The sequence below is a fragment of the Pelagibaculum spongiae genome, from assembly GCF_003097315.1.
GTDB classification, from domain to species: domain Bacteria; phylum Pseudomonadota; class Gammaproteobacteria; order Enterobacterales; family Pelagibaculaceae; genus Pelagibaculum; species Pelagibaculum spongiae.
In genome coordinates this window covers 31,233-54,508 of sequence record NZ_QDDL01000012.1, presented here as the reverse complement: position 1 = coordinate 54,508, position 23,276 = coordinate 31,233, and the positions used below count along the sequence as shown (strand labels likewise).

The following is a 23,276-nucleotide window of genomic DNA, read 5'->3' as shown; positions in this document are numbered from 1 at the left end:
TGGTCAGGAATCCGTTAAATGAAATCCACTTTTGATATTGATGCTTTGAAACCATATGCAGCGAACATTGATATAGTGCATGACTATGAGCGCATCTCAAGCATACCTGACAGCTGGAAGGAAATACTTAACCATGCAAAGAATGGTAAACCGGATATGGTTGCCAGCTACTGGAAAAAAATCATCCCAGAGCTATCAGGCGTCTACGAATACTTTAAAGATAATTTGATTGATATACAGTTAGTGTCTGTCGAAAAAGGAGAATACAAAAATTATTCTTTAATTTATTGCCTCTGGAGCAAGGATAAAGACGAAGTCCTGTATTACGAAGCACGGAATCCAGCAGCCAGTCTAATCAACGACAGTCTCCGCCCTTATATTGATTATTTACCTGAAAATCTTTTGTCTTTTTACTCATTCCACGATGGATGGCGAGAGGTGGTAACCATGGCCATGGGACTGGAACCCCTGTCAGAAATCCATCCTCTGTCAGATGACGATTGGGGTATATTGGATGAGTTGGAAAATATTAATATTGATTTATCAAGGGCATTTTCGTTTTTCAGCGATGCAACAGGTGACTACCTATGCATTGAGTTCAAACCATCTGAAGATCATGATAGCGCTCATATCTGGTCTGCCCATAATAAGCCCCGAGAAAATGTCAACTTTTGGGGGTACCTGGATGCTTGGACTGTTATTGGCTTTGAATAGGCGCTTTACGATTTAATTTTACTCGTACCACAGATTCCTGGGTGGCACGGTCACAAAACATGTAAACCCAACCTTGTTGTTGCAGCCACCATTCATACCTCAGTTTTACTGACAGTGCTGCTGTATTAGTTCGCACAACTCTGTTTTTAGCTTTTACGCTACCGGAAACAATTGCCGGACAGAATAACAACAAAGCGGCAAAATCGATTTTATTTTATTGAATACAGGTGACTTTTAGGCCTTAGCGTATGATTTGACCCCATTGGGCTTCAAACCCCTAAGTTAACAGAAACTGCTTATAGCCTATAGACCTGCACCAACTCCTTTACTTCATTTGTTTTAAAACAGATACATTCACAATCTATATTTTTTAAAATATAACTTACCATAATAACTCTGATTTTATGTGTTTTAAAATATAGATTCTTGCCTGCAACCACTAAAGCACATAGAATTACTGCATTAATGTATTTTTCATTGCTGTAGACACGATCAGCCAGATTGCAGCCAACAGGGGGTCAGTACAATGACAACGAACAAGCTTGCCGAGATCCCAACAGGGTTGCTTCTGGAAGCCCTAAAAGATCGTATAGAAAACCAGCAGCGCCAACTCGCAACATCAGATAAATTAGCAAATGCCGTACCCATTGAAGAAGCCGCGAAACTCATAAGTGGCCGACGAAATCAGCTGGGCATGTCACAACAGGATGTCAGTGACATCACTGGTGTTTCCTGCACAACCATCAGCAAAGCCGAAAACAGCAGCATGAAAGTTCAGCTGGATAATTTCATTGCCATTGCCAAAGCCACTGGCCTCAAGGTGTGGGTGGCGTAATGAAGAAAAAGCTTCGAGTGGCTGCTGTGTATCACCACAATCAATTGGCTGGCATCTTGCTAGAGACACCCTCAGGTTTCTCATTTCAGTACCAAAAAGCATACCTAGTGGAAGGCAGACCTATCGCATTCCGCTTTCCACTAAGGGAAGTAGCCTTTTTGTATGACTCGCTCCCTCCATTTTTCGACAATCTGGTGAGCGAGGGTTGGTTACGAAAAATTCAATCCTGCTCCCAACATATCGATGAGAAGGATCATTTCGGCCTACTGCTTCGAAATGGTCGCGATTTGATTGGTGCCGTATCCGTTCTGCCAGCCGATGAACCATTGCAAGATATGAGCGTTAATTATGAGTAAATACTGCCAAATCAGCCTAAAACCGCTCACCAGTAGCGCAACAGAGGGGAGCAACGCATCTCCGCTGAAGTCGTTTTGCGATGGGAAAAAAGCCACATTAGATCTGCCTTTTTATCGATCCGATTTTTTTGAAGCCAGTCGAACCTACGCTGCTGGTATGTCAATTTCCGGTGCCCAGGAGAAGCTCTCACTGGTCATTGAGAGCGGTGTATTCAAAAAAACATCACAGAATGGTCGGTACATCCTAAAGCCAAGTCCAGAAGGCATTCCCCATGCTGCAGAAAACGAGCACCTCGTCATGCTTATTAGCAAGCACTTGGGCATAGACACTGCCGATTGCGCCCTAGGCCGATTTAATGATGGTGAGTACGCTTATATCTGCAAACGCTTTGATCGCAACAAAAACGGCAAGCTGGAGCAGGAAGAGCTACTGCAATGCATGGATCTTGCCCCGGACCGCAAATACGACAGCTCCTATGAAGCTGCTGGTAAAGCTTTGCTTGAAGCAACGAACGACAACATCAGCGCTGCTAGTGAGCTCATCAAGCGCGTCATTCTCGCTTACCTGGTTGGTAATAATGACCTGCACTTAAAAAACTTTAGCTTGGTGAGAATCCCAGGCAGCACACATATCCATTATGATCAGCTGTCACCCAACTACGATTTTTTGTGCTGTGACTTCTACCCCGGGCTGGACAGTAACTATCTGGCCATGGATCTGCTGGCTAATGACGACGATGCTGAGCTGGTTAACTTAAGCGAGTACGGTTTTTACACCGGTCACGACTTCATTATCCTTACCGAGCGACTGGGCGTGAACAAAAAGCTGGTGATTAAGTTTATTGGCCTCATCAAAACCCGACTCAAGAAAATATTCGACCTTATTTCAATCAGCTTTTTACCAGAAGACAAAAAAGCTCATCTAAAGAATTTAATTAAACAGCGATTAAAAGCACTGTTAATTATTGATAAAATTAAATAGCCGACTGGCATTATTACTTTTTAATGACAAAGCAGTTAAAGCAATTTTAGTCGATTGAAGTTGCTTTAACTTCAGGGTCTGCAATGGATTCTTTGCGCTAGCTTTTTACCTGCCAAGCCTACCGCCCCTGCCAACACTCTATCTATAAAACCTGAAAAACGGACATCTCTTTGCCCGAAAATGTCAGGCTTTACAAACGTAAAACTTTTGATTAATGATATATTTTGTCGTCAATCTAGCCCACGAAATAAAAGACGACACCAAGAACCTAATCATATCGTAGCAAAAAAACCAAGATACTGGAGACCGCTAAACGTGACTCAAGCATCATCAACGCCAACTCATCCCGCCAGCATAAACTACGGTAAGCATTGGGCCGCTCTAAGAGGTGTAACAATAACCGGACTGATCTCAATGAGAGCACCAAGAGATGTGGACTTCGAAGAATACCGCCTTCGAGCCTTGGCGTGCCTTGAATTACTTGGTGAGGTCAAAGCAGGAGAGATCATTGAGTTACCAGACGGTCGTTATTTTATTCAACGAAACAATCATGCTAACCGTAGCAAAACCCCAGCCGAACAAAAAAAATTCAAACTTTACCAACCGCTGCCATGTTCATAAAAAGAACGGGGGAGCATACAAACATTAATTCTTGCCAAAAAATCATAAAGAATACCCATAATATAAACACCGCAATTAAAGATAAAATCCTTGCTCATAGTAAAAAATTCGTTGTCCTTGAGTAGCGCAAGTGTGGGTAAGCACTTGCCCTAGCCTGTGTTTTACCAAATAACTTACTTGCAAACGCTGCTTTTCAATTCCCTGAATTTTTCGCTTTCGCTGGCTGTGAACTGAAGACGATATGCTTTCATGATTCGATTGAACCTAACAACATACTGGCAGTGAAATGACCGAGCAGGCGGCATCCATTCAAAAGGACCAAGAGCACCTTTTTGCCTGTTCACACGTGCTTTTACAGCGAACAAGTTAGCTTCATCATTGGCGAATGCTATCCGCTTATCTTTGCTCCATTTATCTGCCCCATGATCCCATGCCCACTTCAACGGAACGAGGTGATCGATGTCGAGTTGCTTTGCTTCATAGAAAATCTGGCCCGTGTACGGATCAAGCCATCGCCCTCGACTCACCGTACACCTATTGGAGCCCGTATTTACTGTACCTGTAGATAATTTCATTAGTAGTTCGTGACGAGTGTTCAGACAGTCCTTATCTTCATCAATCCAGCTACCAAAGTAAGAACGCTGATACTTTGAAGAAGTGACGGGCGTGGGTTTTGTTTTTGATCCCTTCGGGAGTCGGCCGCCACGGTCCAGGCACTCTTGCAAATTATCAAAAGCTGTATATTTTTTGGTTCGTTCATAATATCGGCTAGACGTATCGTGACAGATGCCAGATTTACTTTTCTTGACTAGATCGGCTTGAACCCCAGTAGATAGCAGCAGTACAGCTAGTACTAGTGTAATTAGTCGCGTCATTGTTTCTCTCTGTGATTTGTTCCGTATGAAGGGGATGATATGGCTACTTATGGCCTATCCACAAAAATCCTACAGAAATTTTTACATCCCCATAGAAATGGGAATACTAACCATAACTAGAATGTGCTCCATCCAAATTTCGATCCTCAGGCACAAATGATGAAGATCGGCATAGCTACCCTGGCTCTTATTGAGAAACCCTTAGGGTTTCGGCCATGCATGCTCGCAGCTCCAAATTAAGCCACCGTCCTGATCGCGATTCACTTGATCGACATCCCGCATTTCATCCAAATACAACAACTTCACCACCATGCCGCAGTTGCGACAAGCTCGCCGCATGCGAAATCTCCATAGGTCAATAATTAGCATTGATGACATAAAAGCAAATAGATGAAGTGACTTGGAAAAGCGAGGGGCTGTGCCACAATTGAGATCTATTATTGTTTAGTTGGGATGTCTCATGAATAAACTTATTATATTCATATCAATTGGTCTTGCGATGTTTTCTACTGCTTCCAGTGCAGACCAATATGTAAATGGTTACTACAAAAGCAATGGAACATATGTCCCAGGTCATTACCGTTCAAGCCCAAATAATACAGTTAGAGACAACTATTCTTATCGAAACAACACCAATCCATATACGGGGCAAAAAGGCACTAAAAAATACAGAAACAACTCTACATCAGGATATTATAAAGAAAACAGCAGAAAAAATTCTTATTTGAATAGAGGAGGTAGTTACAAATCACCATTAAATGCAAACCCATATTCAAATCAACCCAATAGATATTTATTGCAACCATAGAATTCATGGCAGGCAGGTTTTTTTACAGTCGTTTGTAAGAAGTATTAATGGATTATATTTTTGAATAAAGTAGTTGTCATTGTGGTCATAGCTCTCAGCCTGTTATCTTGTGCGACGGCTATTCCTCAAGCCTACCAGTTAGGGAATGGTGTATTTGAAACTTATTGTAATGGTGTATTAAATAATTGGAGTAATTGCCATAAATCAGCGAACCAAGAATGTGGGGGCTACTACATTGTAATCGACAAAGAACAAATTCTATATCCACCAGAATATTATCCTGTTTTCGAAACAACAATCTACCCTATTGATAGAAGGTTGGTTTTTTCCTGTAATTAAATGCCTTCTAGTCGCTCTAAAAGGCCCAATCCCTATGTGCTTGTTGTACTATCAAGCTATTTCCTCAGCCTTTATCCAGCCGCTTGGCGCTTGAGCTATCCAAGAAAGCACCCGTTTGAATTTTTCTCTCGATAATCTTGCTTGGGAGTGATGATTTTCCGTCGAGGTAGCGCATCGCAGTCCTGGTATCACTCCAGCCAATCCATTCTTTAAGCTCCGCAACCGATGCACCAGAATCAATAATCCAGTTGGCGATCCCACGACGCATGCTGTGAGTGCTGTACTCATCCGGATCAACGCTACCTGACTCCAGTAACTTCTTAAACATTTTATTAATCGAGTTAGGGTGGATGTGTGATTCAGATATTCCTCCCCAACGATTAACCCCTGAAAACAGTGGTAGCTCGCTGTCTCGGAAAGACTTAATATCCACGCCGCTACATCTGGCCTCGACCCAGTCCCTCAGCGCCAACATGGGACATAAGTTAGCCAATGCATTCATTTTTTTCGTCATTCCCAGTCCTTCTTTATCCGTTTTTGATTTCGGAAGAAAAAGCTCGAAATAAGGCTGGTCGCCATCCCAGAAAAACTTTACATCACAGGCTCGAATATTAATAAGTTCATCAGAGCGCAATCCAAACCAAAAAGCCGTCAAAAGCATTGCCTTGTCTCTGAAGCAACTCAGGCTGCGCTGACTCTGATCTTCACCTAACGTTGCTTGGACGGAGTCCAAATGAACACACACCTTTTCAATCACTTTGAGAGGAGCTGGCTTTGCTTGCTTCGGCTTTTTGCCATACTTTCGCCGAATCCCCCTCATGATTTTTCTAACCAATTCGGAATCATTAGGGTTATGTTCAAACCCATTTTCTTTATGCCAGCGGCCAATCAAAACCCTGCGCTGTTCTAAAGTAGACACGCTTAATTGACCAGCATACTTCACCAAGTAATTTTTTAGATCTTCATCGCGACAGGGGAGCCGCCCGCCAAAAACGCTGGTAAAATGTTTAACGGCATTATCAAAAGCCCTTGTGGTATTAGCATTTTCAGAAGCTTCCAGAATTGATGCTTCTTTCGCCAAAATATCAAGTTCTACAGATTTTCCTAACAACTCCGGACCATTATCCTTTTCGACTGTCATAGTGATTTGCCTAGTGCAGTAAATTGCCAACCTGCATAAACTTCTATTATTTTGCGGCTCACTTGGAGCCATCCAGTAACTTGGTGTTTTTCAGTTTGATACCACTGCGCAACTCTATAATTCAGCTTCGTCATTATTCTCACAATTTTCCTATACACTAGGCTCGAAAAAAGAAAAACCTACTCCCCAGCATCAGCTAGCAGCTGGACTAATTCAGTGTTGATGTAGTAATTGCTTTTTCCTTCTTTATTCTTCTGTAAAAACCCCTTTTCACAAAGCAGATTTAAATACCTTGTTGCTGTTACCCTTGATACTGACAGGTCATTTTCAAGATAATCGATTTTTGTATATGGATGACAAAAAATATTATTCAAAAGATCTTGGCTGTATATTTTGGGGAGCTCCGAGCGTAATCGGTGCTTCATGTCCAGCATTAGGCCGCTAATCCGTTTTACCAGAAGCGCTGTTTCTAGTGCAGTTTCCTCGATCGCGGTCAGCATAAACAGTAACCAGCTTTCCCACTCGGATTTATCTCGTACAGCCTGAAGACAATTATAATAGTCGGATTTATGCTTGATGATGTATCGGCTAAGGTACAGGATTGGCAGATCGAGCAACCCCTGCAATACAAGATAAAGAATATTGATAATACGGCCAGTTCTACCATTACCATCGTAAAATGGATGAATGCTCTCGAACTGAAAGTGAATTACGGCCATTTTTATCAGTGGGTCATTATCCGATAGTGCATCATCATTTATGTAGGCTACTAGGTTGCTCATTAAAGTGGATACAGCTTCAGCATTTTGCGGCGGAGTGTAAACAACCTCTCCAGTGACAGCGTTTTTTAACTCTGTCCCTGGCAGCTTTCTCAACCCAGCATTATTCGATTCCATGCTTTGTTGAATATCAAGAATATCTTGCAAGCGAAGTAGCTCACTTTTACGAACTCTATCAAATGCGTAGTTGAGCGCCTTCGCATAACAGGAAACCTCTTTAACTGCAGCATTGTATGGGTTTGAAGATGCATTACTGCGAAACAATTCATCGTGTGTCGTGACAATATTCTCGACTTCAGAGCTATCTTTCGCTTCTTGCAACGTTAGTGTTGAAATCAAAATGTTTTCATTTGGAATTGATCCAGCAACACCTTTCAATTCAGCAAGTCGGCGATGTGTTGCTGCCAGCTTTTTAAGGACAGGTATGCTTTCCAATTGGTTTTCATTGGCAAGCGGTAATTCTGTTGGATGGCATGACACTGGCTTTTCTCTCCAATATATAGAAAGCAGCAAATATCTATACATGATATCAAAACATGCATAGAAAACCGTGATATCTATACATAACGGCACCTACATGCAAAGAAAATAGCACTTTCTTTGCATGTAGGTAAAAACTTGCACCACGACCCACCTCTGATCACCCGCTGAGGCGTGCTCCTCTATCGAACTCTCAATCAAGCGCACACCCGCCTTTGACAACAGCACAGCAGACTCGATAGCACCCTTTTCCCTTCATAAGGCGTGATAATGTTCTATTATCACGCCTTATGAAGGGGGTAGCAAAAGCTTAAAATAAATTAGTTTCTTTATATGTTTCTTGTGACAAGAAACATATAAAGCTATAATCGGTGACAAGATAGTAGTTACACCTTGCTAGGGAGCACACCATGGGCCGACCTTCCGTAATCAGCTATGAAGACGTGGCAGAAGCCGTTCGCATCCTTCAAGGGAAAGGTAAGCCCATCAATCCTTACCAGGTCAGATCTATCCTAGGCAAAGGCTCAGAATCGAAGATTCTTTACTACTTAAAAGGCATGGGGCTTCAGGTGGAATACCAGGATGACGATCCGCTAACCAAGCGCATTGTGAATATCATCCGTCCCGCAATGGTTGAGCTGAATGAGCAATATGAGCAGCAGATTCAGCGCGAAAAAGCAGATTTGGTTGAGCAGCTGACTCTAGAAAGAGAAAAGAACAAATCACTGCAAAGTGAGCTCAAGGAAATAGCAACCAAGTTTGAGAATGAGCATGAGCGTGCGGAAGATGCCCTTGGTCAAGTTACCGAGCTGCAGGCTGAGGTGGATTCAACTCAACAGCAACTGGTTAGCCAACAACAGCGCTCAGAATCACTTGAAGAGAAACTGGCTGCAGCCGTCGCCAGCCAGGACGATCTAAAACAGCAGCTGATTGCTGCTAAAGCAGAACACAAGGAGTTGGTGATCTTGCTCAAAAATGAGCATGCCAGCACGGTTCAGGGATACAAGGAAGCCATTCAACAGTCGAATAGTGCTGTTGACCAGGTGAAAAGTCAGCTTGAAGCCGCTCAAAACGCCAACAAGCAACAAGCTCTAGAAATAAGCGGGCTGAAAGAACAACGTTTCGAAACCAACAAAGAAATCCAGAGCTTCAATACCTTGGTCAGCGAGAAGGATCAGATCATTTCCAGCCAAGCTGTCGAGGTTTCAGAGCTATCTGCTTTGCTCGAAGCTAAGGAATCTGAGCTTCAGAAAACAGTCGAGATCATTTCTGAGCTGGAAAAACCAGATATGGAAATGCAAAAAATTGAAAGCAAAAATACTGGGCTAATAAAAGAAAATGAGAAGCTTTCGGTTGAACTGGCCCTGCTTCAAAAAGTCATTGATAAAATCTCGCTGACTTTCAAATAGCAGTACAAATAAATAAGTAGCCCCTGTAAATATCAGCAACAAGTACAATTGTATAACGATCATTTATGTTTTGTTTTTGAACCATCAGTCCAAAGCTTACATGCATATGCGAATGTAGTTGGGGCTGGCATCAGGTTTTGCCATAATGAAAAGTTAGCCTCTGTGTCATCTTTCAACTATCGATAAAATACTCAGAGCGCCAGCCTACAGATCATAATTCCTTGCTAATCAGTGTTTACACAGAAGCCGCTGCGAGAACACTCCATTCTGAATGCCTAACCACCAATCGAGGATGAACGAGATCATTCCTGAACAGCAGTTACGTTAAAGTTCTTTCCTAGGCACTTTAACTTCTAAAATAGTGTTAATGTAACTCAATAGGGACCTTAAGAAGTGTAGTGATTTAATTGTTGGCCACTACATGTGCACTAACTATATGTGTTGAGTGAGAGGACTATCATGAAGTTGGATCGCTTATCGAGCATTGATGAAATCACGGCAGAGTTGGGCTGTCGCTTGAAGCAAGCCCGGTTAAATAAAAATGCTTCACAAGCCGAAGTAGCCTCGCATTGCGGTTTGTCTCGTAAAACTGTAATGAATGCTGAAAAGGGCCAGGCTTCACTGAAGGCTTTTGTTTCAATCATGCATAGCTTGCAATTAATTGATCAGCTGGAATGCTTTTTACCAGAGCCAGGAATTTCACCGATTCAAATGTTAAAACTCCGTGGCAAGCAGCGTCAGCGCGCTTCCGGACTTCGTCAGCCGGACCAAGAGCCAGATCTGGATTGGTAAATTACTATCCGGTTATTTAGCCCCCATATCAAATGGGTTGTCTGATGCATTTTGCAACAATGATTCAACTAAAGAAGTGACTTCTGACTGCACGTAGCCCCAATAGTCCTGATCATCCAGAGTGCGATGTTTGATATGAGATGGAACAAATCGACTGAGTTCATTGCAAAAAGATCTTTTAACTTGGTCTTCATTTTGTAACTTCAGCAGCTTATCTGACATTGCATGGTCAAAATCGGCTTTCGACTTACCGCGTAGTTCAAGTTTTTGTTCAAGTAATCGCATGGATACTGGCGTACCACGTTGACTGATCCAAGTAAGATCCCAAATATCTCGGGGGACGATACGTTTTGCTCGATATGCCAAAGCAATAAACTTATCTGTCATGATCTCTGCAAGGGATTGAACAGGAATTAATATTCCACTTGTTGGTGCAACAATATTGTAATGATTGATTAACGGTTTTTTTTCAGTTGTCAAAGATGGTAAGGCACAGATATCCAAATGAATATTTAATTTCGGTATATCTGGGCGATTAGCTTTGCGCGCCATACTGATTTTCCAGGTAGCTGTATCTCCTTGCTTTTTTTCTGGCGGACATTTCACAGTCACTTCTGTTTCATATTTTCTTTCAATATACTGCTGTAGCTGTAAATCCAGACCATTTAAATCTGATGGTTTAAAGCTGCTACCTGCCGTGAAATCTAGGTCCTCTGAGAGCCTGACGCTGTTGTAGCATAAGCGAAGCGATGTGCCGCCAATAAATGTTAATGACTGCATCACTCCTTGCTGGATCAGTACATCAAAAATATCATGGTGAAGTATTTCTTTCTCAATAGCTTGCTGCAGACCTGCGTATTGCGGGTTGGATTGAATAATTCGATTTATATGCTGCTCTAGCATTTTATTTCTCCAGCAGATGCAAATTTCTGTTACATGCTTTTAAATCAGCCACCGCTTGCTCGACACTTGCTCTATACATATTGATATCCGGATCGAAATACAGCTCAGTGCTAATTTGATCGAGAGCCTTCCTGGTATGAGTAAATTCAATCGCCCCATAAAATGTCTGAAAAGTTCCGCTACGGCCTTTGGTTATCACCGTTATTTGATCAAATGGCACTTGGGAAATTTCACCAGCATAACTCAGCTGGCTTTCTAAACTGATGTAATTTAACACGCCGCGCCGCAGCTTTTTTAAAGTTTGATAGATAGCGGTTGCGGGGTCTGGTGGAGTAAGCGCACTTTGATAAATGCCTTGAGCTACACGCAGTAATACGCCTTTTTTAACACAGTCAGCAAGGAATTTGGTGAATGCAGCAGAATAAGGCTGCCCGATTAAAAATGCCAATTCCTGGTTGCTATAAACGCCGCCCCCAGCCTGAACAGATTGAGAGATGGCCAACAATAAGCGTTCTGTTTTGGTCATCCAGGTCAACAATTTATAACGAATACTGTAAGAAATTGTAAGTCTGTTGGTGAGTATGTTCAATAGTTTGAGGGAACTGTCATCCCTTTAAAGCTAAGTTTGTGGGTAAATCTACGCTGATTTAAGGCTAAGTTTGTGAAAAATTTGGAAATACACCCATTTCCCACCGCCGGTGGCTGGTGATGGAGTTTGAAGCCCAACGGAGTCAAAACATACGCTAAGATCTAAAAGTTGCCTTCTTTCAGTTAAAATAAAAATCCCCGGGGCAAGCCCTCTCGCCTGTGGCTCGCCTCCTCCGGAGCGGGGTATTTCGATTACAAGTTTAATTTATACGCCGCAAGCGGCGGGGAATTAGACCCAAAGAGATTAAAGGTGCTTTTGCCGCGAAGCCTCTATTTCGTTTTTTAGCAGTCAGTAGCTTAAACTGTCAGATAAATAAGAAAAGCAGTCTAATCTGACACCTTTTACAGATAAAGCCTGGTGTCAGATTGGGGTATACCTCAAATGGTCAGTAATTAAGTATGCTAAATCACTGAATGACAAAAACACCACCATTTCAAGCCATTGAATTTAAGCTGTTTTTTTGGCTTTAGTTTACAATTCCGTTCCGTTGGACTTCAAATCCCGACCTCTGCCTGCCTCGAGCAATGTTTATCTGCTGGCCAACATTGGTGGGTTTAATTTACCGGGCAGACCTCTGCCCGCCCCGAGCAATGCTTATCTGCTGGCCAACATTGGTGGGTTTAATTTACCGGGCAGACCTCTGCCCGCCCCGAGCAATGTTTATCTGCTGGCCAATTTCGCCTTGTACACCAACTGAAAATAAACAACTATCACCATAAAAACAGAAGCTTAAATCTAATGTCATTAGAGTTATTTAAATAAATATATATTTTCGTGTTGCACAATTCATCCTTGAAATTAAAACTTTTAAGGGATTCAACCTGTTTGCATAATTAACTACTGAAAAATACGCTCAATTTTTCACATTAACTTGCTGATTTAAATAAAATTTAATTTAGTTTAAAAAGAACTTGTTTTTATTTCTGTGGCTGGTAAAACTAGAGGAAATAGAGAAAGAATATCAATGTGCTTTATTTTAATTTTTCAGGAGTTGGGAATGATAGTGATTACAGTCAAGCGTGATAATGATAAGGATATTAAATTTACAGGGGAGTTGTTGGCTAGTGTAGCAGCTAGAGAATGTCCAAAATATTCAGATTACAGCCCTCATACTTGGCTTAATTTATATATTAATCAAAGTGGTAGTTATATCTGTGAAAAAATTGAAGAACTGGCCCATGAAGACTATAAGCGTTCTTTCACTGCAACTAGTTGTAATGATCAATCTGAAATCTTTGATTTTTTTGGAAATGACGATCAGGCAAAAATGTTGTACGAAAAAGCTGGGTTGGAGAACGTCGAAAGAATTGCATGAGTAACGTCATATTTCGATTGAAATAACGCTCATTAACGAAGTACTTCATGATTGTCGAGTGCCTGTGCTTACCCAGCTACTTTAGCTGGGTAAGCACAGGCACTCGAGGCAGCGCAGAACACCATCAGCAATTATAGGGCGAACTGCCCAGTAAAAATCCTATATGTGAGTATTGGTTAGTTATCTTGATCCGCCAGATTAAAAGAAAAAACTGATTCTGTTTCATTATGATCCATCACGGTCAAGCAAAGTGGTGCGCGAATTACTGGCTGGTTATCACGGCTGGCTGCAGAGTGATTACTATATGCGGCCTACCATCAATTTGATCACAGTAGTGATTTACTTAGCGAATAATTTAACGTTTTTGGCTAAAGTGCTGCATTGCTTGCTGCATGTTCAGCATATTCCAGTCAGATTTTTTCTTGGGCTCTTCGATAAAGACTCCAAATTTTACCTCAGGCCAAGCCAACTCTAACTCTGCAATGATCTCACCATTATTATCTTGGACTGGATAACCAATTTCTGGAGGTGCAATATTTCGCTTTTGCGCATGATTCAAAATTCCATGAACCGCAGGGTCGGCAAATTCATAAGTTTTGCTCCAATCATTGGGGTTTTCTCTGATGACGCTTTGTTCTCGCCGTAATTGGTTGATCAGCTGTGTATCATGATGTTTAATAAACATATGCTGATGGTGCGGCTCTTTACGATGGCAATCAATACAGAGAACAGCTAAGTTGCTGCGGGAATTGTTGTGCTTGACACCATCTTTATGATGAACATGTAGCAACCGTTTGTGCTGCGAGAGGTTCAAATTACAGCTTTCGCATACATAACTTGCAGATCTACGGACTTCAGCAGAGATTTCTTTCCAGTCTTCACTGTAACCTTTTTCGGCCTGCTGAGCCTGCTTGGGCATAAACTTGAACAATGAGCTGTAACAGGAGAAGAACTCGCCGACATCAAATTCTTGCACAAGGCGATTTCTTTCTGGTACTGCAAGGTTAGCTGATCGCTTGTAATTAAGCTGGTTCAGGCAATTCTTACATACATTGAGCTTTGCTTTTCCTTCCATTTTTCCTTTGAACTGATCGGTTCCAAAAACCTCAAACTCACCACTCAAGTTATTGGTGACATGATAGCGTTCAAAGCGATTCCCTCGACGCATCTCCTGCAAAGTACTGCAATCAGCAATATGGAATCTGTTCCCTTTAGCCGAGTCAGCGAGAATACTAGCAACACGATGCCCATGATCTGAAATAAAAAGCAGTACTTGGCGCCCTTTAACACTCAGTACACCTGCTAGGGTAATATCAAGATCTTTGATATCAATTTCAATACCACTGCTTAGCTCAGCATCAATATCAATCCCATTGTCATGAGAGATATCCATATCTACTGAAACTGTCTTTGCACCCATTCGATGAACATTAGACCAAAGAGCATCCAAGCTTACGTTCAGCTTCATCAGGCTTCTTCCAGAATGCGTTTGATTTGAATATCCGAGTTGGTAATCACACGAAAACTGACTCTACGCGAGCGAACCTTGTCTTCATTTCCCTGTAAACTAAGAACAGGTTTCGACGATGACAAGCCAACAGCCGCTAAGTGGAATTTTATCCATTGACGGAAAGGAGCACTGGAAGGAAGGCGGTAAACATAATCCAAGACCGCACGGGTTCTTCCCTGGGACAACTTCATATTTTTGAAATATGCCTCTTCTTCGCTGGAGCCAATATTCCAGTCACTACTGGTATGGCCTTCAATGCGAACCTCATTGATAGAGCTTTGGAAAGGTTTAAGTACTTCCATATAGCGTGGAAAGAATTCATCCAGCAATGCCTGATAAGTCGGGCTTAAATCAATTTGTCCTGTTTCGAATAACACCTCAGGGGCATTAAAGGTAAATGTCAGCGTATTTTCATCGATGCCGGCATCCCACTGGGACAAGTCCTCTTTGAATTCGCTTGTAAGTGCATCATAAATAGCAACCTGATTTTCCTGGTAGGCAATTGCGATCTGCTTGATTTTGTCTCGTTCAATAAATGCGTTACGCATTAGTGCAATGGATATAAACAAAAAAACCATCATAAGTCCGGCCATTAAATCTGAAACAGATAGCCAGTGATTTTCTTCTTGCTCGTCAGCACCGGTTAGAAGCAACTTGTTCATTACTTCTCCTGGGATGCCAAAGCAAGGTCATGCATTTGCCGAACCAGTTTTTTGTAGTCATTGGTAAATTGACCACTAATGCTAGCTAGTGCACCACCCATGGACTGCATTACTTGTCCGAGTTCATGCTCCAATGCTTGATCAATCATCTTGACCTGTTTCTCTACCGATTCACCAGTGTTAGAAAGTGCCTGCTGGATGCTACCTTCAAGTCCGGCAAAAACTCGATCAGCCTGTTTTTTATGCTCGTGGGCCTGCTCTTCGATGGTATTTGCCAAACGGTTTTGAATATCACTGAGTTCTTTTGAGAGTTGGTTGCTGCTTTCTTTATAGCTTTCATTCAGTTGCTTTCCGCCATCCTGAAGCTCCGCAACTAGGTTTCGCATGGTTGCGTTAATATCTTCCAGAGCAATAGAAAACTGCTCTTTTATCTCCTGACTGGAGTTTGCTGTAGTGGTTGCCGCATCATCTAAAGCACCACGTGTTCGATCGACGGTGTCCCTGTAATTTTCAGCACTTTCTACTACAACCAGCTTTAAAGCTTCAGTGCTGTCTTGCACACCTTTGGCCATTTCCTCGTTAGCCAAGCGGGCACCTGCAATAGCACTATCTATTTGGCTGCGAATTTCTGGCACGGCTTCAACGGCTTTGTCTCTGACTTGCTCGAATGCACCCAAATGACGAGAAAGCTCTTCAATCTGGTGTTGATTAACTTCCATTACTTTACCAAGGTGATCCATCGCTAATGGGATGGCCTGTGCCTGTTCTCTTATGTGGGCAACTGAAATTTCTGTTTGAGAAATTGCTTGAACACCATGACTATATTGATTTCTCATATCAGCTAGCTGCAGTTTGTAGTTTTCTTGCCAGGTTACCAGCTCAATAACTGCCGCATTAAGCTGCTTAAAGTTTTCACCAAATTGCTCCGTGAGGTTTTGGTTAAAATCCTGAATCACAGTTTTTAGAGCTTCAACAACTTGCTCTGTAGCCGATTTGGAAAGCATATCGGCAAAATCTTGCAGCTTGATCCACAAGCGATCTTCAAACTGTTGGAAATTCTGTTGTTGGCTTTGTATCGAGGCTTCAATTTTTGACAGTAATTCTGTTGAAGTTTTCAGGTACTTTTGACTTTGCTTGTTCTGGTCGGCGACATCCGAACGCATTAGCTTGAACTGGCCTATTAGACTGGAGTCGCTATCATCACCAATAGTTTTTTGTAGCTGCTCGACCCCTTTAGCCTGCTGCATCATAACCGCATAAAGGTCGCTTGCCGTTATTTCATCAACATTAGTCGAAGTTCCTTCAACTACCTTCTTGGTTAAAAAACCAGTGGCGACCAGACCTTTATAAAGAATAGATGACAGCATGCCAGATAGGCTGGTAATAAATGCCGTTTTCAAACCTTCCAAAAGAGGGCCAATACTGTTGTCAATATTTGCAGTATCAAACTCCAGCAAACCGGCAACAATCCCCATAAAAGTACCGAGAATGCCTAGTGACGTAAGTAAAGTTGGTGTGTACTGGGTAAATGCATGATGTTTATCTTGTTTCTTCCAAGCAATGGATAAAACAAAAACTATAATAATAAGAATTAAAAAAATGTCCGTCAGGTTTGGTGCACCAACGTTACTTATAATGTTTTCAAGGGGTTGTGATAACACTGTGTATCTCGATATTGATGAAAAAAACAAATATGCCACAATGGCATCAAAGTAAGAATTTTAGATTAATTTAGTCAAATTTTCAGCACCTGCAATGCTATTAAGTAATTTGTAATTATAAGGCAAAGAGGACTGAGTAAAATTCCAACCCTATTGAGATGTGATATTTACAGAAAGAAAGCTAACTAGTTAGAGCTGGCTCCGCTTCGAAGACCAGCAATCCTTCAACAGAGGTGAAGTTATCGCATTTAAGTGCGTATTGATCTTTCAAATACTCTAGCATTTGTGGAGCACTTTTTTGTAGCGTAACAACTTGAGAAGCCGCTAGCTTGGCTTGTTCGGGTAAATGTGCCAGCCACACAGGCTTGTTATACGCAGGAGCCATAAATTTCTCAGAAACATCTTGCTGCCACTGCATGATATCTTGAATGACAATACTACTTTCTTCATGTTGCCCGAGCTGGGAATAAGCGCTTGCAATTGCTAATCCCGAGGTTATTGCGATTTTAAAACAAGTTTCAAAAAATGCTGGCTGCTGATAGGTCCTTTGTACATCATCTAACAGACGCTCTGTTAAGCGTTTATATAAAACATAAGATTCTCTCAAACTTTTGATAGCACTCATGCTTGTAATGGAGTCGTTCACGCGCAGTGCCGCGGCAAGAGTCTGCATATTGGCTTCAAATTTTGTTTCTTGCACCAGAGCCTGGTATTGCTGAATCTCATCAGTATTCGCTAGTAAGTGATCTAGTTTTACATTCATGTTATGAAGCTGAGATTGCATTTTATTTAGCTTGTTAATCACAATTGCAAAACCAATTGCGGATACTGCCAAATTTGCACCTTGCATTAGCATTGTCGCTTGCTGCATTGCCTGAATCCCGTTGAGCAAATGCTGGCTTTGTCCAACGGTTTCACCAACCTTAGCAAGAGCTTGCTGATTGTTTATTGCTACCGCTTTGATTTGTTCAAGAACTTGGGTGGTGGCCTGCTGGCTTTCTGGAAAGCGCAAGTGTTTAACAATTGAGCCTGCTTTTGGCAGTCCTGATGCGACACGAAGTGTACCGCCGCTTAATATTAATTCAGTGCCAATTTTACTTAAAAACTCTAAGGGGATAATTCTTTCAACTGAGATCATAAATCACCAAAAATTTCTGCTGCGACACTATTTGCATTAATACGGGCGCGAATTGCCCCAAGATATGCTGTGCACGGAATGGTCACCGAATAAGCTGTACCAGCCATAGATTGAAAAATACTACCAATCGCAAGCCCCCAGCCAACAACTGGTATTGCTGCCGCGGCTGCGCGACCACCAATAAAGCCTACAGCAGCAGTAATTCCGAGCGCTCTCAATATTTGTGGTATGGCGATTTCTGCTAATGCAAGGTAGATACCAGCAGCTCCTGGTACACCAATTTTGAATAATTGATCCATGGCTACATTTTTCCAGTTAAAAGCCTGCCCTGTAGACTCTTCAAGTTCCGCAAAAAACTGCTCCTTGTCCTGCTCGTTCATCTTCTCAACCGCTTTTTTTACTAAAGTCGTAAGCAGTTCCCACTCAATTGTTTCGATTGAATCATTACTTTTAACCTTGGCTCTAACCTTCTTGGCAGCATCGTAAGCGAGCTCTTTGTATTTAACACCATCGCCTCTGAAAAGATTAACGGCTGAATTGCCCCCCATCAGTTGTAGCTCTCGTCCAATTTTCATACTATTTGTACAGGAACTTTCAATGTTACTGGAAATTTTTTCAGCGATAACTGTCGAGATTAATTTTTTTTCTTTTGTGGTTGCCTGCTCCAGCATTGGAAACAGATCGTGGTCATCCAAAACTGACTGATATTTTTTATGATCGGTGCTCATCGTTATTTTTGTCCGTGACTAAGCTAGAAGATTCCGCTTAATATCAGAACACATTGCCTAAGATTCAAGCTGTCATTAATTATTTCTACTGCTATATCGGTAAAATATGAGTTGAATCAAAATATCACTTGTGTGTGAAGTTCTAAAAAGAGTTTAAACAGAAAAAACTAGCAACTCTATCTTGGATAGCTGTTCCCTGAGTTAGCTCACTAGCGAGCTAGCTTTTCTGATTGGATGAAAAATCACTGGCCTCATTGCTCTCCTGCGTCATAAGTTTCATAAGCTTTGAATTAACAGACAGTTTTTCTCACCCAGAAACTATTTCTTGCAAAATCCCTACATCAACAAGTTGTTTTAAATAAATTGAAGCAGTCTGTCGTTTAGCGAAATTTCGTTCAACCAAGTTGCTATAGTCTGTAGTTTTTTCCATAAGCGTTGTAATCTCAGCGATTTTTTCACAAGTCAATCGTGCAGATTGTTCTACACCTTTGAGCATAAACAGAAGTCAGTTTTTCTCGACAGTAACTTGGTTAAGCAACTGGTAGTATTTTTGTTTATTTTTAAGGGTATAGTGGCTTAAACAAAGGATCGGTAAGGTTAGTAAGTTTTGCTCAACCAGATATAAAACATTCAGGATGCGACCGGCTCGACCGTTACTATCATAAAATGGATGAATCGCTTCAAACTGACAGCCATTTTAATTAGTGGATCTAGGTCATCTTCGCCATGGATAAAGCGCTCCCAATTAGTCAGTAAATCACGAATGACTTGTTCTCCGACGGGAGGAGTATAAATAATGTCACCGGTAGTCTGATTAGCCATGACCGCTCCTAATCCCTTGCGAATATCCATTTCAATGCAGAGTGGTTCTCTCTCTAGTCGGATAAAGCCTTGGTTGAGTGCAGTTCTGTAGCGCAGCGCTTCCTTTGCCTCTAGATCGGCACCTCTACTTTCTTCTGCATACTGAAACAGTTGACCGGTCGTAGTCACAATATTCTCAATTTCTGAACTGTCTTTTGCTTCCAGCAGTGGCAACAAGTTAAGCAGCATGCTCTGGTTAGGAATAAGCTCTCCTGTTTTTTTGAGTTCAGCGAGAGCAGTGCGTGCTGCAATACAGGCTTTCAAAACAACCTTTGTCTCCAGCAGATCTTCGTCTGGTGGGAGGTGGGCTGCTTGGCCCGCCAGTTCATGTTTATTCTTCCTAAAAAAACCGATATAGCGCTTTCAAATCAACTTATGTCGACAGTGTCGACATATCAGAAAATCATATTGATCAAAATGACTGGTTTCAGCACATTGCGCGATGATTATCTCCATGATTGGCCAGTAGAGTTTGTCCGAAAACGGCTGTGCTTTTTCGGACAGAAAATCATTAGAGCTTTTTTTATTAAACCTTAAAAAATAAAGTCTTATGGTTTATTTAGCTAAGTTTGATAGATTCGAGGGTTTGATTGGTTCTAGTTTAAGAACGGTATCAATTAACAGCTCCTAGGAATCAGCACCTAATTTTCTGTAAGCTGCTGATTAAAATAGCTCAAGATTGCACTATTCCCCAGCACTGTAATTAAGATGGTTTTAATTGATTGAAAAATATAGCCTTTAAGCCTTGTCGTATGATTTGACTCCGTTGAGCTTCAGCCTCTCTTTATTAAATTTTCCGTTCGAAAATATACAAAAACATCGGCAACTTCCATCGCCAGTTTGCCTGCAAATAGCAAATTCAAAAGTTGGTCAGCAAGCAGGACGAAACTTGAAGAGGCAGAAACGAATAAGATGAAGCAGAAACGAATAAGATGAGGCAGAAACGAATAAGATGAAGCAGAAACGAATAAGATGAGGCAGAAACGAATAAGATGAGGCAGAAACGAATAAGATGAGGCAGAAACGAATATGATGAGGCAGAGCAGCCGGGGAAAACGTAATTCTGCCACGAAAAACGCAATTCTGCCTGGGAGCGTTCGCGTTTTTTTAGAGGAAACTGCTCGCCGCTCGTCAAATCAGACAGCGACTATACCCTCCACTTCTTAATAAATATAAACCTATAAAACTTATAAGACCTATAAAACTTATAAATAAATATCATATTTTGATTTTAATTTCAACAAGAAATTGGCGCATTAATATGAATGTTGAAGCGATGAATCGGTGCGTTACAGATAGCAGTGCATGTGAATTGATTGAATATTTTCTTAAAAACGTTGTTCGATATGATTACAAAGCAACAAAATATCTACTGGAAGTGAACCAAAGAAAATCTAAATCGTAAAAAATAAAATACTTGAGTATTGCGATCGGTGATCAGACTGCTTTGCAGAAACTGAGTAAGAAATATACTCCTTAGAGCACACCTCTCCGCCCTTTTGGCGTAGGCTTGCCTACGCCGCAGAGCGGGAAAACCACTAGATCAAAGGAACGAGGCTAAATAAGTGCTTGGAGTTCCCGTAGCAGTGACAAACAAGCCTTTAATTGCCCGAGTAGCGGACACATGAAGTAGCGCCCGTTCGTTGAAATCATTGTCTCTTTGTTCCACCGGGTCATTACTGTTTCCATTGCAAAGTGGAATGACGCCGTCACTGACATTGATAATGAACAGATATTTAAATTCCAAGCCTTTGACCCTGTGCATGGTTGCAACTCGTAATCCACTTTTATTGCTATCAGCGTTCTGTCCGGACAAAGAATAGGTTTCAATTCCCAGGTCATTCAGCTGTTTGGCATAGCTATTACGAATATATTTGGTTCGGGCTACCATACAGATATCTTTCAGTTCAATATCTTCTTGCTGTAATAACTGCTGAATGGTTTGCTGAACAAAAGTAACCTCTTCACCACCGGTGCTGAACAGCTTTACCAATGGCTGTTCACCATGAAACAGCGACAAATAATCATGCGACTGATCTGCTTCGCCATCTAGGTTATCTACTTCAACGTTATTTAGAATACTACTGGCAAAGCGGCGGGTTTCTTCTGTGGTGCGATAGTTAATTTTAAGCTTTTGCGAACGGCGACCACGCACGTTGATACCACAATGACTCAATACTACTTTATTACGATAAATTCGCTGATGACCATCGCCAACAATAAACATATCGTTGGCTTTTTCAGGGATGAGTGCTCGTAATAGAGTAAATGCTTGTCGGCCCATGTCTTGAGCTTCATCGACAATAACTGAGCTATAGGGTAGAGATAGATCCCGCTCGCGAAGCAATTTGATAGCATCCATCATGGCATCGGCCACTTCACGAATCCGCTTGCGGTTCATCTGATTGCGATACTCTTCAAAAACTGGCCAGATTTTCGCCCGTTCAATACGGGTAAGCGGTGTACCTCGACCAACCCTGCTGATCTTGAAGTACTCTTGGCGACTTTGCACATCATTTTGCTGCACAACATGATGCCACTCTTCGCGGTAAAACTGATCTTCAAGGTTCAGTTCAACTGGTGCTTGATCCAGTGCAATCTTCCAACATTGCTTACGGATCTGATCCTGATCGTAAACCACTTTAAAATCATAGTTACACCGCGATAAAAAACGGCTCACCCAGCTATCAATATTCACGACTTCAATTTTTGCTAACTCAGCTTCTGAAGCAATTTTTTTCAGACTATGTTCAATATCCAGCGCCAGATTTCGAGTAAAAGTAGTGAATAAAACCTTGCTGCCAGAGGCATTAGGAATTGCTTTAGCTAGTGCCACTGCACGGTGCATGGCCACCACCGTTTTACCTGTACCTGCACCACCCAACACTCGGGTTGGGCCCTTGTTGGATTTATTCACCAAGTTTCGCTGACTTGGATGCAAAAACACTCGCCATTTTTCCAAGGGCGCATTAAGCATTTTCTGCAAATCTAGATCATCAGTTACCAGTTTGAAACTGCGTTGGCTGACAGCACGCTCCAGTGCCGCAGCATAATCTTCGGTATCAACCGCTTCATCAGTGCTTTGGTTGTATTGATTTAACAGCTCATCGTAGCTGTCACCTGCAGCAAGAAAAAATAGTGGTTCATAAGATTCAGGCGGCAAGCGGTACTCAAGTTTGTCTAGTTCTCTATCACTAGTAAGTGACATAACAGTATCAATAAAAGCATCTGGCACACCAAGAGCCAGAATCTGCTCACAGCTGTAATCAGCAAACAACGGTGTAACTTCTGCCGCCACAACAGGCTGGGGTTTTGCGATTTGTTCTGGCTCAATATGCTGAGGTGGTGGTGTTTCACTGGCTTGTTGGTAGCTGACATCAACAATTTGAATAGCACCTGTAGAGCGGTGAATTACACATTCATGACGCTCAGCCCAGCCATAGGCCTCATCATGATGATCCACCCACATCAACATGAAGATATTGCCTTGTTTTGGCTTAAGAACGATGCCTCGATAGGCATAGTCAATACGTACTGAGAAAACATCTTTACTTCTGGCCTGGATAATTTTTTCATAATTAATCGCAGAACTAGTCGGGTTTTGACGAAATTTACTAATAAATTCCTGAACCTTTTTTTGTTGTTTTTTCGGTATTTTTGCAAATGCGGATAAAAAATCAGCAGCAATTGCAACTTTTGGCATTTCAACAGCAGTCAT

Annotated in this window: 27 protein-coding genes; 12 read left to right on the top strand and 15 right to left on the bottom strand. The window is 41.8% G+C overall.

The genetic code is table 11. From position 1 onward, the window contains the following. Window positions 1–18: 18 nt before the first annotated feature. The 5 genes from DC094_RS19455 to DC094_RS19430 all read left to right on the top strand — a co-directional run bounded on the left by DC094_RS19455 (window position 19) and on the right by DC094_RS19430 (window position 3,508). Entirely contained in the window at window positions 19–714 is a 696-nt protein-coding gene (locus tag DC094_RS19455) for a hypothetical protein (protein WP_116688800.1), read from the top strand. A gap of 526 nt (window positions 715–1,240) precedes the next feature. Beyond that, window positions 1,241–1,549, top strand: a complete 309-nt coding sequence (locus tag DC094_RS19445; RefSeq protein ID WP_116688798.1) for a helix-turn-helix domain-containing protein — start codon at window positions 1,241–1,243, stop codon at window positions 1,547–1,549. After that, a complete protein-coding gene (locus DC094_RS19440) occupies window positions 1,549–1,905 on the top strand; it encodes a HipA N-terminal domain-containing protein (protein ID WP_116688797.1) in 357 nt (118 codons plus the stop codon). The genes DC094_RS19445 and DC094_RS19440 overlap by 1 nt, the downstream gene beginning before the upstream one ends. Beyond that, complete coding sequence (locus DC094_RS19435) at window positions 1,898–2,887, top strand: type II toxin-antitoxin system HipA family toxin (protein ID WP_116688796.1); 990 nt, start codon at window positions 1,898–1,900, stop codon at window positions 2,885–2,887. Before DC094_RS19440 ends, DC094_RS19435 begins: the two co-directional genes overlap by 8 nt. Window positions 2,888–3,202: 315 nt before the next feature. Further along, a complete protein-coding gene (locus DC094_RS19430) occupies window positions 3,203–3,508 on the top strand; it encodes a hypothetical protein (protein WP_116688795.1) in 306 nt (101 codons plus the stop codon). Between the two features lie 173 nt (window positions 3,509–3,681). Here the strand turns inward: DC094_RS19430 and DC094_RS19425 are convergent, their stop codons facing one another. After that, window positions 3,682–4,383 (bottom strand): HNH endonuclease family protein, encoded by a 702-nt coding sequence (locus DC094_RS19425; protein WP_116688794.1) that lies wholly within the window; start codon window positions 4,381–4,383, stop codon window positions 3,682–3,684. A 201-nt stretch (window positions 4,384–4,584) separates the two neighbouring features. Further along, complete coding sequence (locus DC094_RS22210) at window positions 4,585–4,722, bottom strand: hypothetical protein (protein WP_158527403.1); 138 nt, start codon at window positions 4,720–4,722, stop codon at window positions 4,585–4,587. 121 nt (window positions 4,723–4,843) lie between these two features. Here DC094_RS22210 and DC094_RS21930 point away from each other — a divergent pair, with 121 nt between their 5' ends. Together DC094_RS21930 and DC094_RS21925 are read left to right on the top strand one after the other, a co-directional pair. Then, window positions 4,844–5,191, top strand: coding sequence for a hypothetical protein (locus DC094_RS21930; RefSeq protein WP_133245633.1), 348 nt, complete (start codon window positions 4,844–4,846; stop codon window positions 5,189–5,191). A gap of 60 nt (window positions 5,192–5,251) precedes the next feature. Next, the gene (locus DC094_RS21925; protein ID WP_133245632.1) at window positions 5,252–5,530 is read left to right on the top strand and encodes a hypothetical protein; all 279 of its coding nucleotides are present in this window, start codon (window positions 5,252–5,254) and stop codon (window positions 5,528–5,530) included. 64 nt (window positions 5,531–5,594) lie between these two features. On the opposite strand, the gene DC094_RS19415 is transcribed toward DC094_RS21925, so the two are convergent. Further along, window positions 5,595–6,671, bottom strand: a complete 1,077-nt coding sequence (locus DC094_RS19415; protein ID WP_158527402.1) for a site-specific integrase — start codon at window positions 6,669–6,671, stop codon at window positions 5,595–5,597. 179 nt (window positions 6,672–6,850) lie between these two features. Next, window positions 6,851–7,975: a Fic family protein gene (locus DC094_RS19410; protein ID WP_116688791.1), complete on the bottom strand. Its 1,125-nt coding sequence runs from the start codon at window positions 7,973–7,975 to the stop codon at window positions 6,851–6,853. A 365-nt stretch (window positions 7,976–8,340) separates the two neighbouring features. Between DC094_RS19410 and DC094_RS19405 the strand changes: the two genes are divergently transcribed. Together DC094_RS19405 and DC094_RS19400 are read left to right on the top strand one after the other, a co-directional pair. Then, window positions 8,341–9,339: a coiled-coil domain-containing protein gene (locus tag DC094_RS19405; protein WP_116688790.1), complete on the top strand. Its 999-nt coding sequence runs from the start codon at window positions 8,341–8,343 to the stop codon at window positions 9,337–9,339. A 459-nt stretch (window positions 9,340–9,798) separates the two neighbouring features. After that, complete coding sequence (locus tag DC094_RS19400; RefSeq protein WP_116688789.1) at window positions 9,799–10,131, top strand: transcriptional regulator; 333 nt, start codon at window positions 9,799–9,801, stop codon at window positions 10,129–10,131. Between the two features lie 12 nt (window positions 10,132–10,143). Here the strand turns inward: DC094_RS19400 and DC094_RS19395 are convergent, their stop codons facing one another. Continuing rightward, window positions 10,144–11,034 (bottom strand): nucleotidyl transferase AbiEii/AbiGii toxin family protein, encoded by an 891-nt coding sequence (locus DC094_RS19395; protein ID WP_116688788.1) that lies wholly within the window; start codon window positions 11,032–11,034, stop codon window positions 10,144–10,146. Window position 11,035: 1 nt separating this feature from the next. Beyond that, on the bottom strand, window positions 11,036–11,560 hold the full coding sequence (gene abiEi / locus DC094_RS19390; protein WP_116688787.1) for a type IV toxin-antitoxin system AbiEi family antitoxin: 525 nt from the start codon (window positions 11,558–11,560) through the stop codon (window positions 11,036–11,038). A 583-nt stretch (window positions 11,561–12,143) separates the two neighbouring features. On the opposite strand from abiEi, the gene DC094_RS19385 reads away from it, so the two are divergent. The 3 genes from DC094_RS19385 (at window position 12,144) to DC094_RS22960 (ending at window position 13,473) form a co-directional block, all read left to right on the top strand. Then, window positions 12,144–12,380 carry a hypothetical protein gene (locus tag DC094_RS19385; protein ID WP_116688786.1) on the top strand — a complete coding sequence of 79 codons (237 nt, stop codon included), beginning with the start codon at window positions 12,144–12,146 and terminating at the stop codon, window positions 12,378–12,380. 300 nt (window positions 12,381–12,680) lie between these two features. Then, entirely contained in the window at window positions 12,681–12,998 is a 318-nt protein-coding gene (locus DC094_RS19380) for a hypothetical protein (RefSeq protein WP_116688785.1), read from the top strand. Between the two features lie 211 nt (window positions 12,999–13,209). Continuing rightward, window positions 13,210–13,473, top strand: coding sequence for an IS66 family transposase (locus DC094_RS22960; RefSeq protein ID WP_116688784.1), 264 nt, complete (start codon window positions 13,210–13,212; stop codon window positions 13,471–13,473). Here DC094_RS22960 and DC094_RS19370 read toward each other — a convergent pair. The 9 genes from DC094_RS19370 to DC094_RS19335 form a co-directional block, all read right to left on the bottom strand. Beyond that, window positions 13,354–14,466, bottom strand: coding sequence for an HNH endonuclease (locus DC094_RS19370; RefSeq protein ID WP_116688783.1), 1,113 nt, complete (start codon window positions 14,464–14,466; stop codon window positions 13,354–13,356). The two genes, DC094_RS22960 and DC094_RS19370, sit on opposite strands and share 120 nt — an antisense overlap. Then, a complete protein-coding gene (locus DC094_RS19365) occupies window positions 14,466–15,170 on the bottom strand; it encodes an OmpA family protein (protein WP_116688782.1) in 705 nt (234 codons plus the stop codon). The genes DC094_RS19370 and DC094_RS19365 overlap by 1 nt, the downstream gene beginning before the upstream one ends. Continuing rightward, complete coding sequence (locus DC094_RS19360) at window positions 15,170–16,831, bottom strand: coiled-coil domain-containing protein (RefSeq protein WP_133245631.1); 1,662 nt, start codon at window positions 16,829–16,831, stop codon at window positions 15,170–15,172. Before DC094_RS19360 ends, DC094_RS19365 begins: the two co-directional genes overlap by 1 nt. Before the next feature lie 181 nt (window positions 16,832–17,012). Beyond that, the gene (locus tag DC094_RS19355) at window positions 17,013–17,969 is read right to left on the bottom strand and encodes a hypothetical protein (protein ID WP_116688780.1); all 957 of its coding nucleotides are present in this window, start codon (window positions 17,967–17,969) and stop codon (window positions 17,013–17,015) included. After that, the gene (locus DC094_RS19350; protein ID WP_116688779.1) at window positions 17,966–18,697 is read right to left on the bottom strand and encodes a YaaW family protein; all 732 of its coding nucleotides are present in this window, start codon (window positions 18,695–18,697) and stop codon (window positions 17,966–17,968) included. The genes DC094_RS19355 and DC094_RS19350 overlap by 4 nt, the downstream gene beginning before the upstream one ends. A 307-nt stretch (window positions 18,698–19,004) precedes the next feature. Then, window positions 19,005–19,127 carry a hypothetical protein gene (locus DC094_RS22955; RefSeq protein WP_339374136.1) on the bottom strand — a complete coding sequence of 41 codons (123 nt, stop codon included), beginning with the start codon at window positions 19,125–19,127 and terminating at the stop codon, window positions 19,005–19,007. A 75-nt stretch (window positions 19,128–19,202) separates the two neighbouring features. Next, the gene (locus DC094_RS22775) at window positions 19,203–19,373 is read right to left on the bottom strand and encodes a hypothetical protein (protein ID WP_304598354.1); all 171 of its coding nucleotides are present in this window, start codon (window positions 19,371–19,373) and stop codon (window positions 19,203–19,205) included. Further along, a complete protein-coding gene (locus tag DC094_RS22770) occupies window positions 19,328–19,822 on the bottom strand; it encodes a Fic family protein (RefSeq protein ID WP_304598353.1) in 495 nt (164 codons plus the stop codon). The genes DC094_RS22775 and DC094_RS22770 overlap by 46 nt, the downstream gene beginning before the upstream one ends. Before the next feature lie 1,279 nt (window positions 19,823–21,101). Then, window positions 21,102–23,276 (bottom strand): UvrD-helicase domain-containing protein, encoded by a 2,175-nt coding sequence (locus tag DC094_RS19335; RefSeq protein ID WP_116688777.1) that lies wholly within the window; start codon window positions 23,274–23,276, stop codon window positions 21,102–21,104.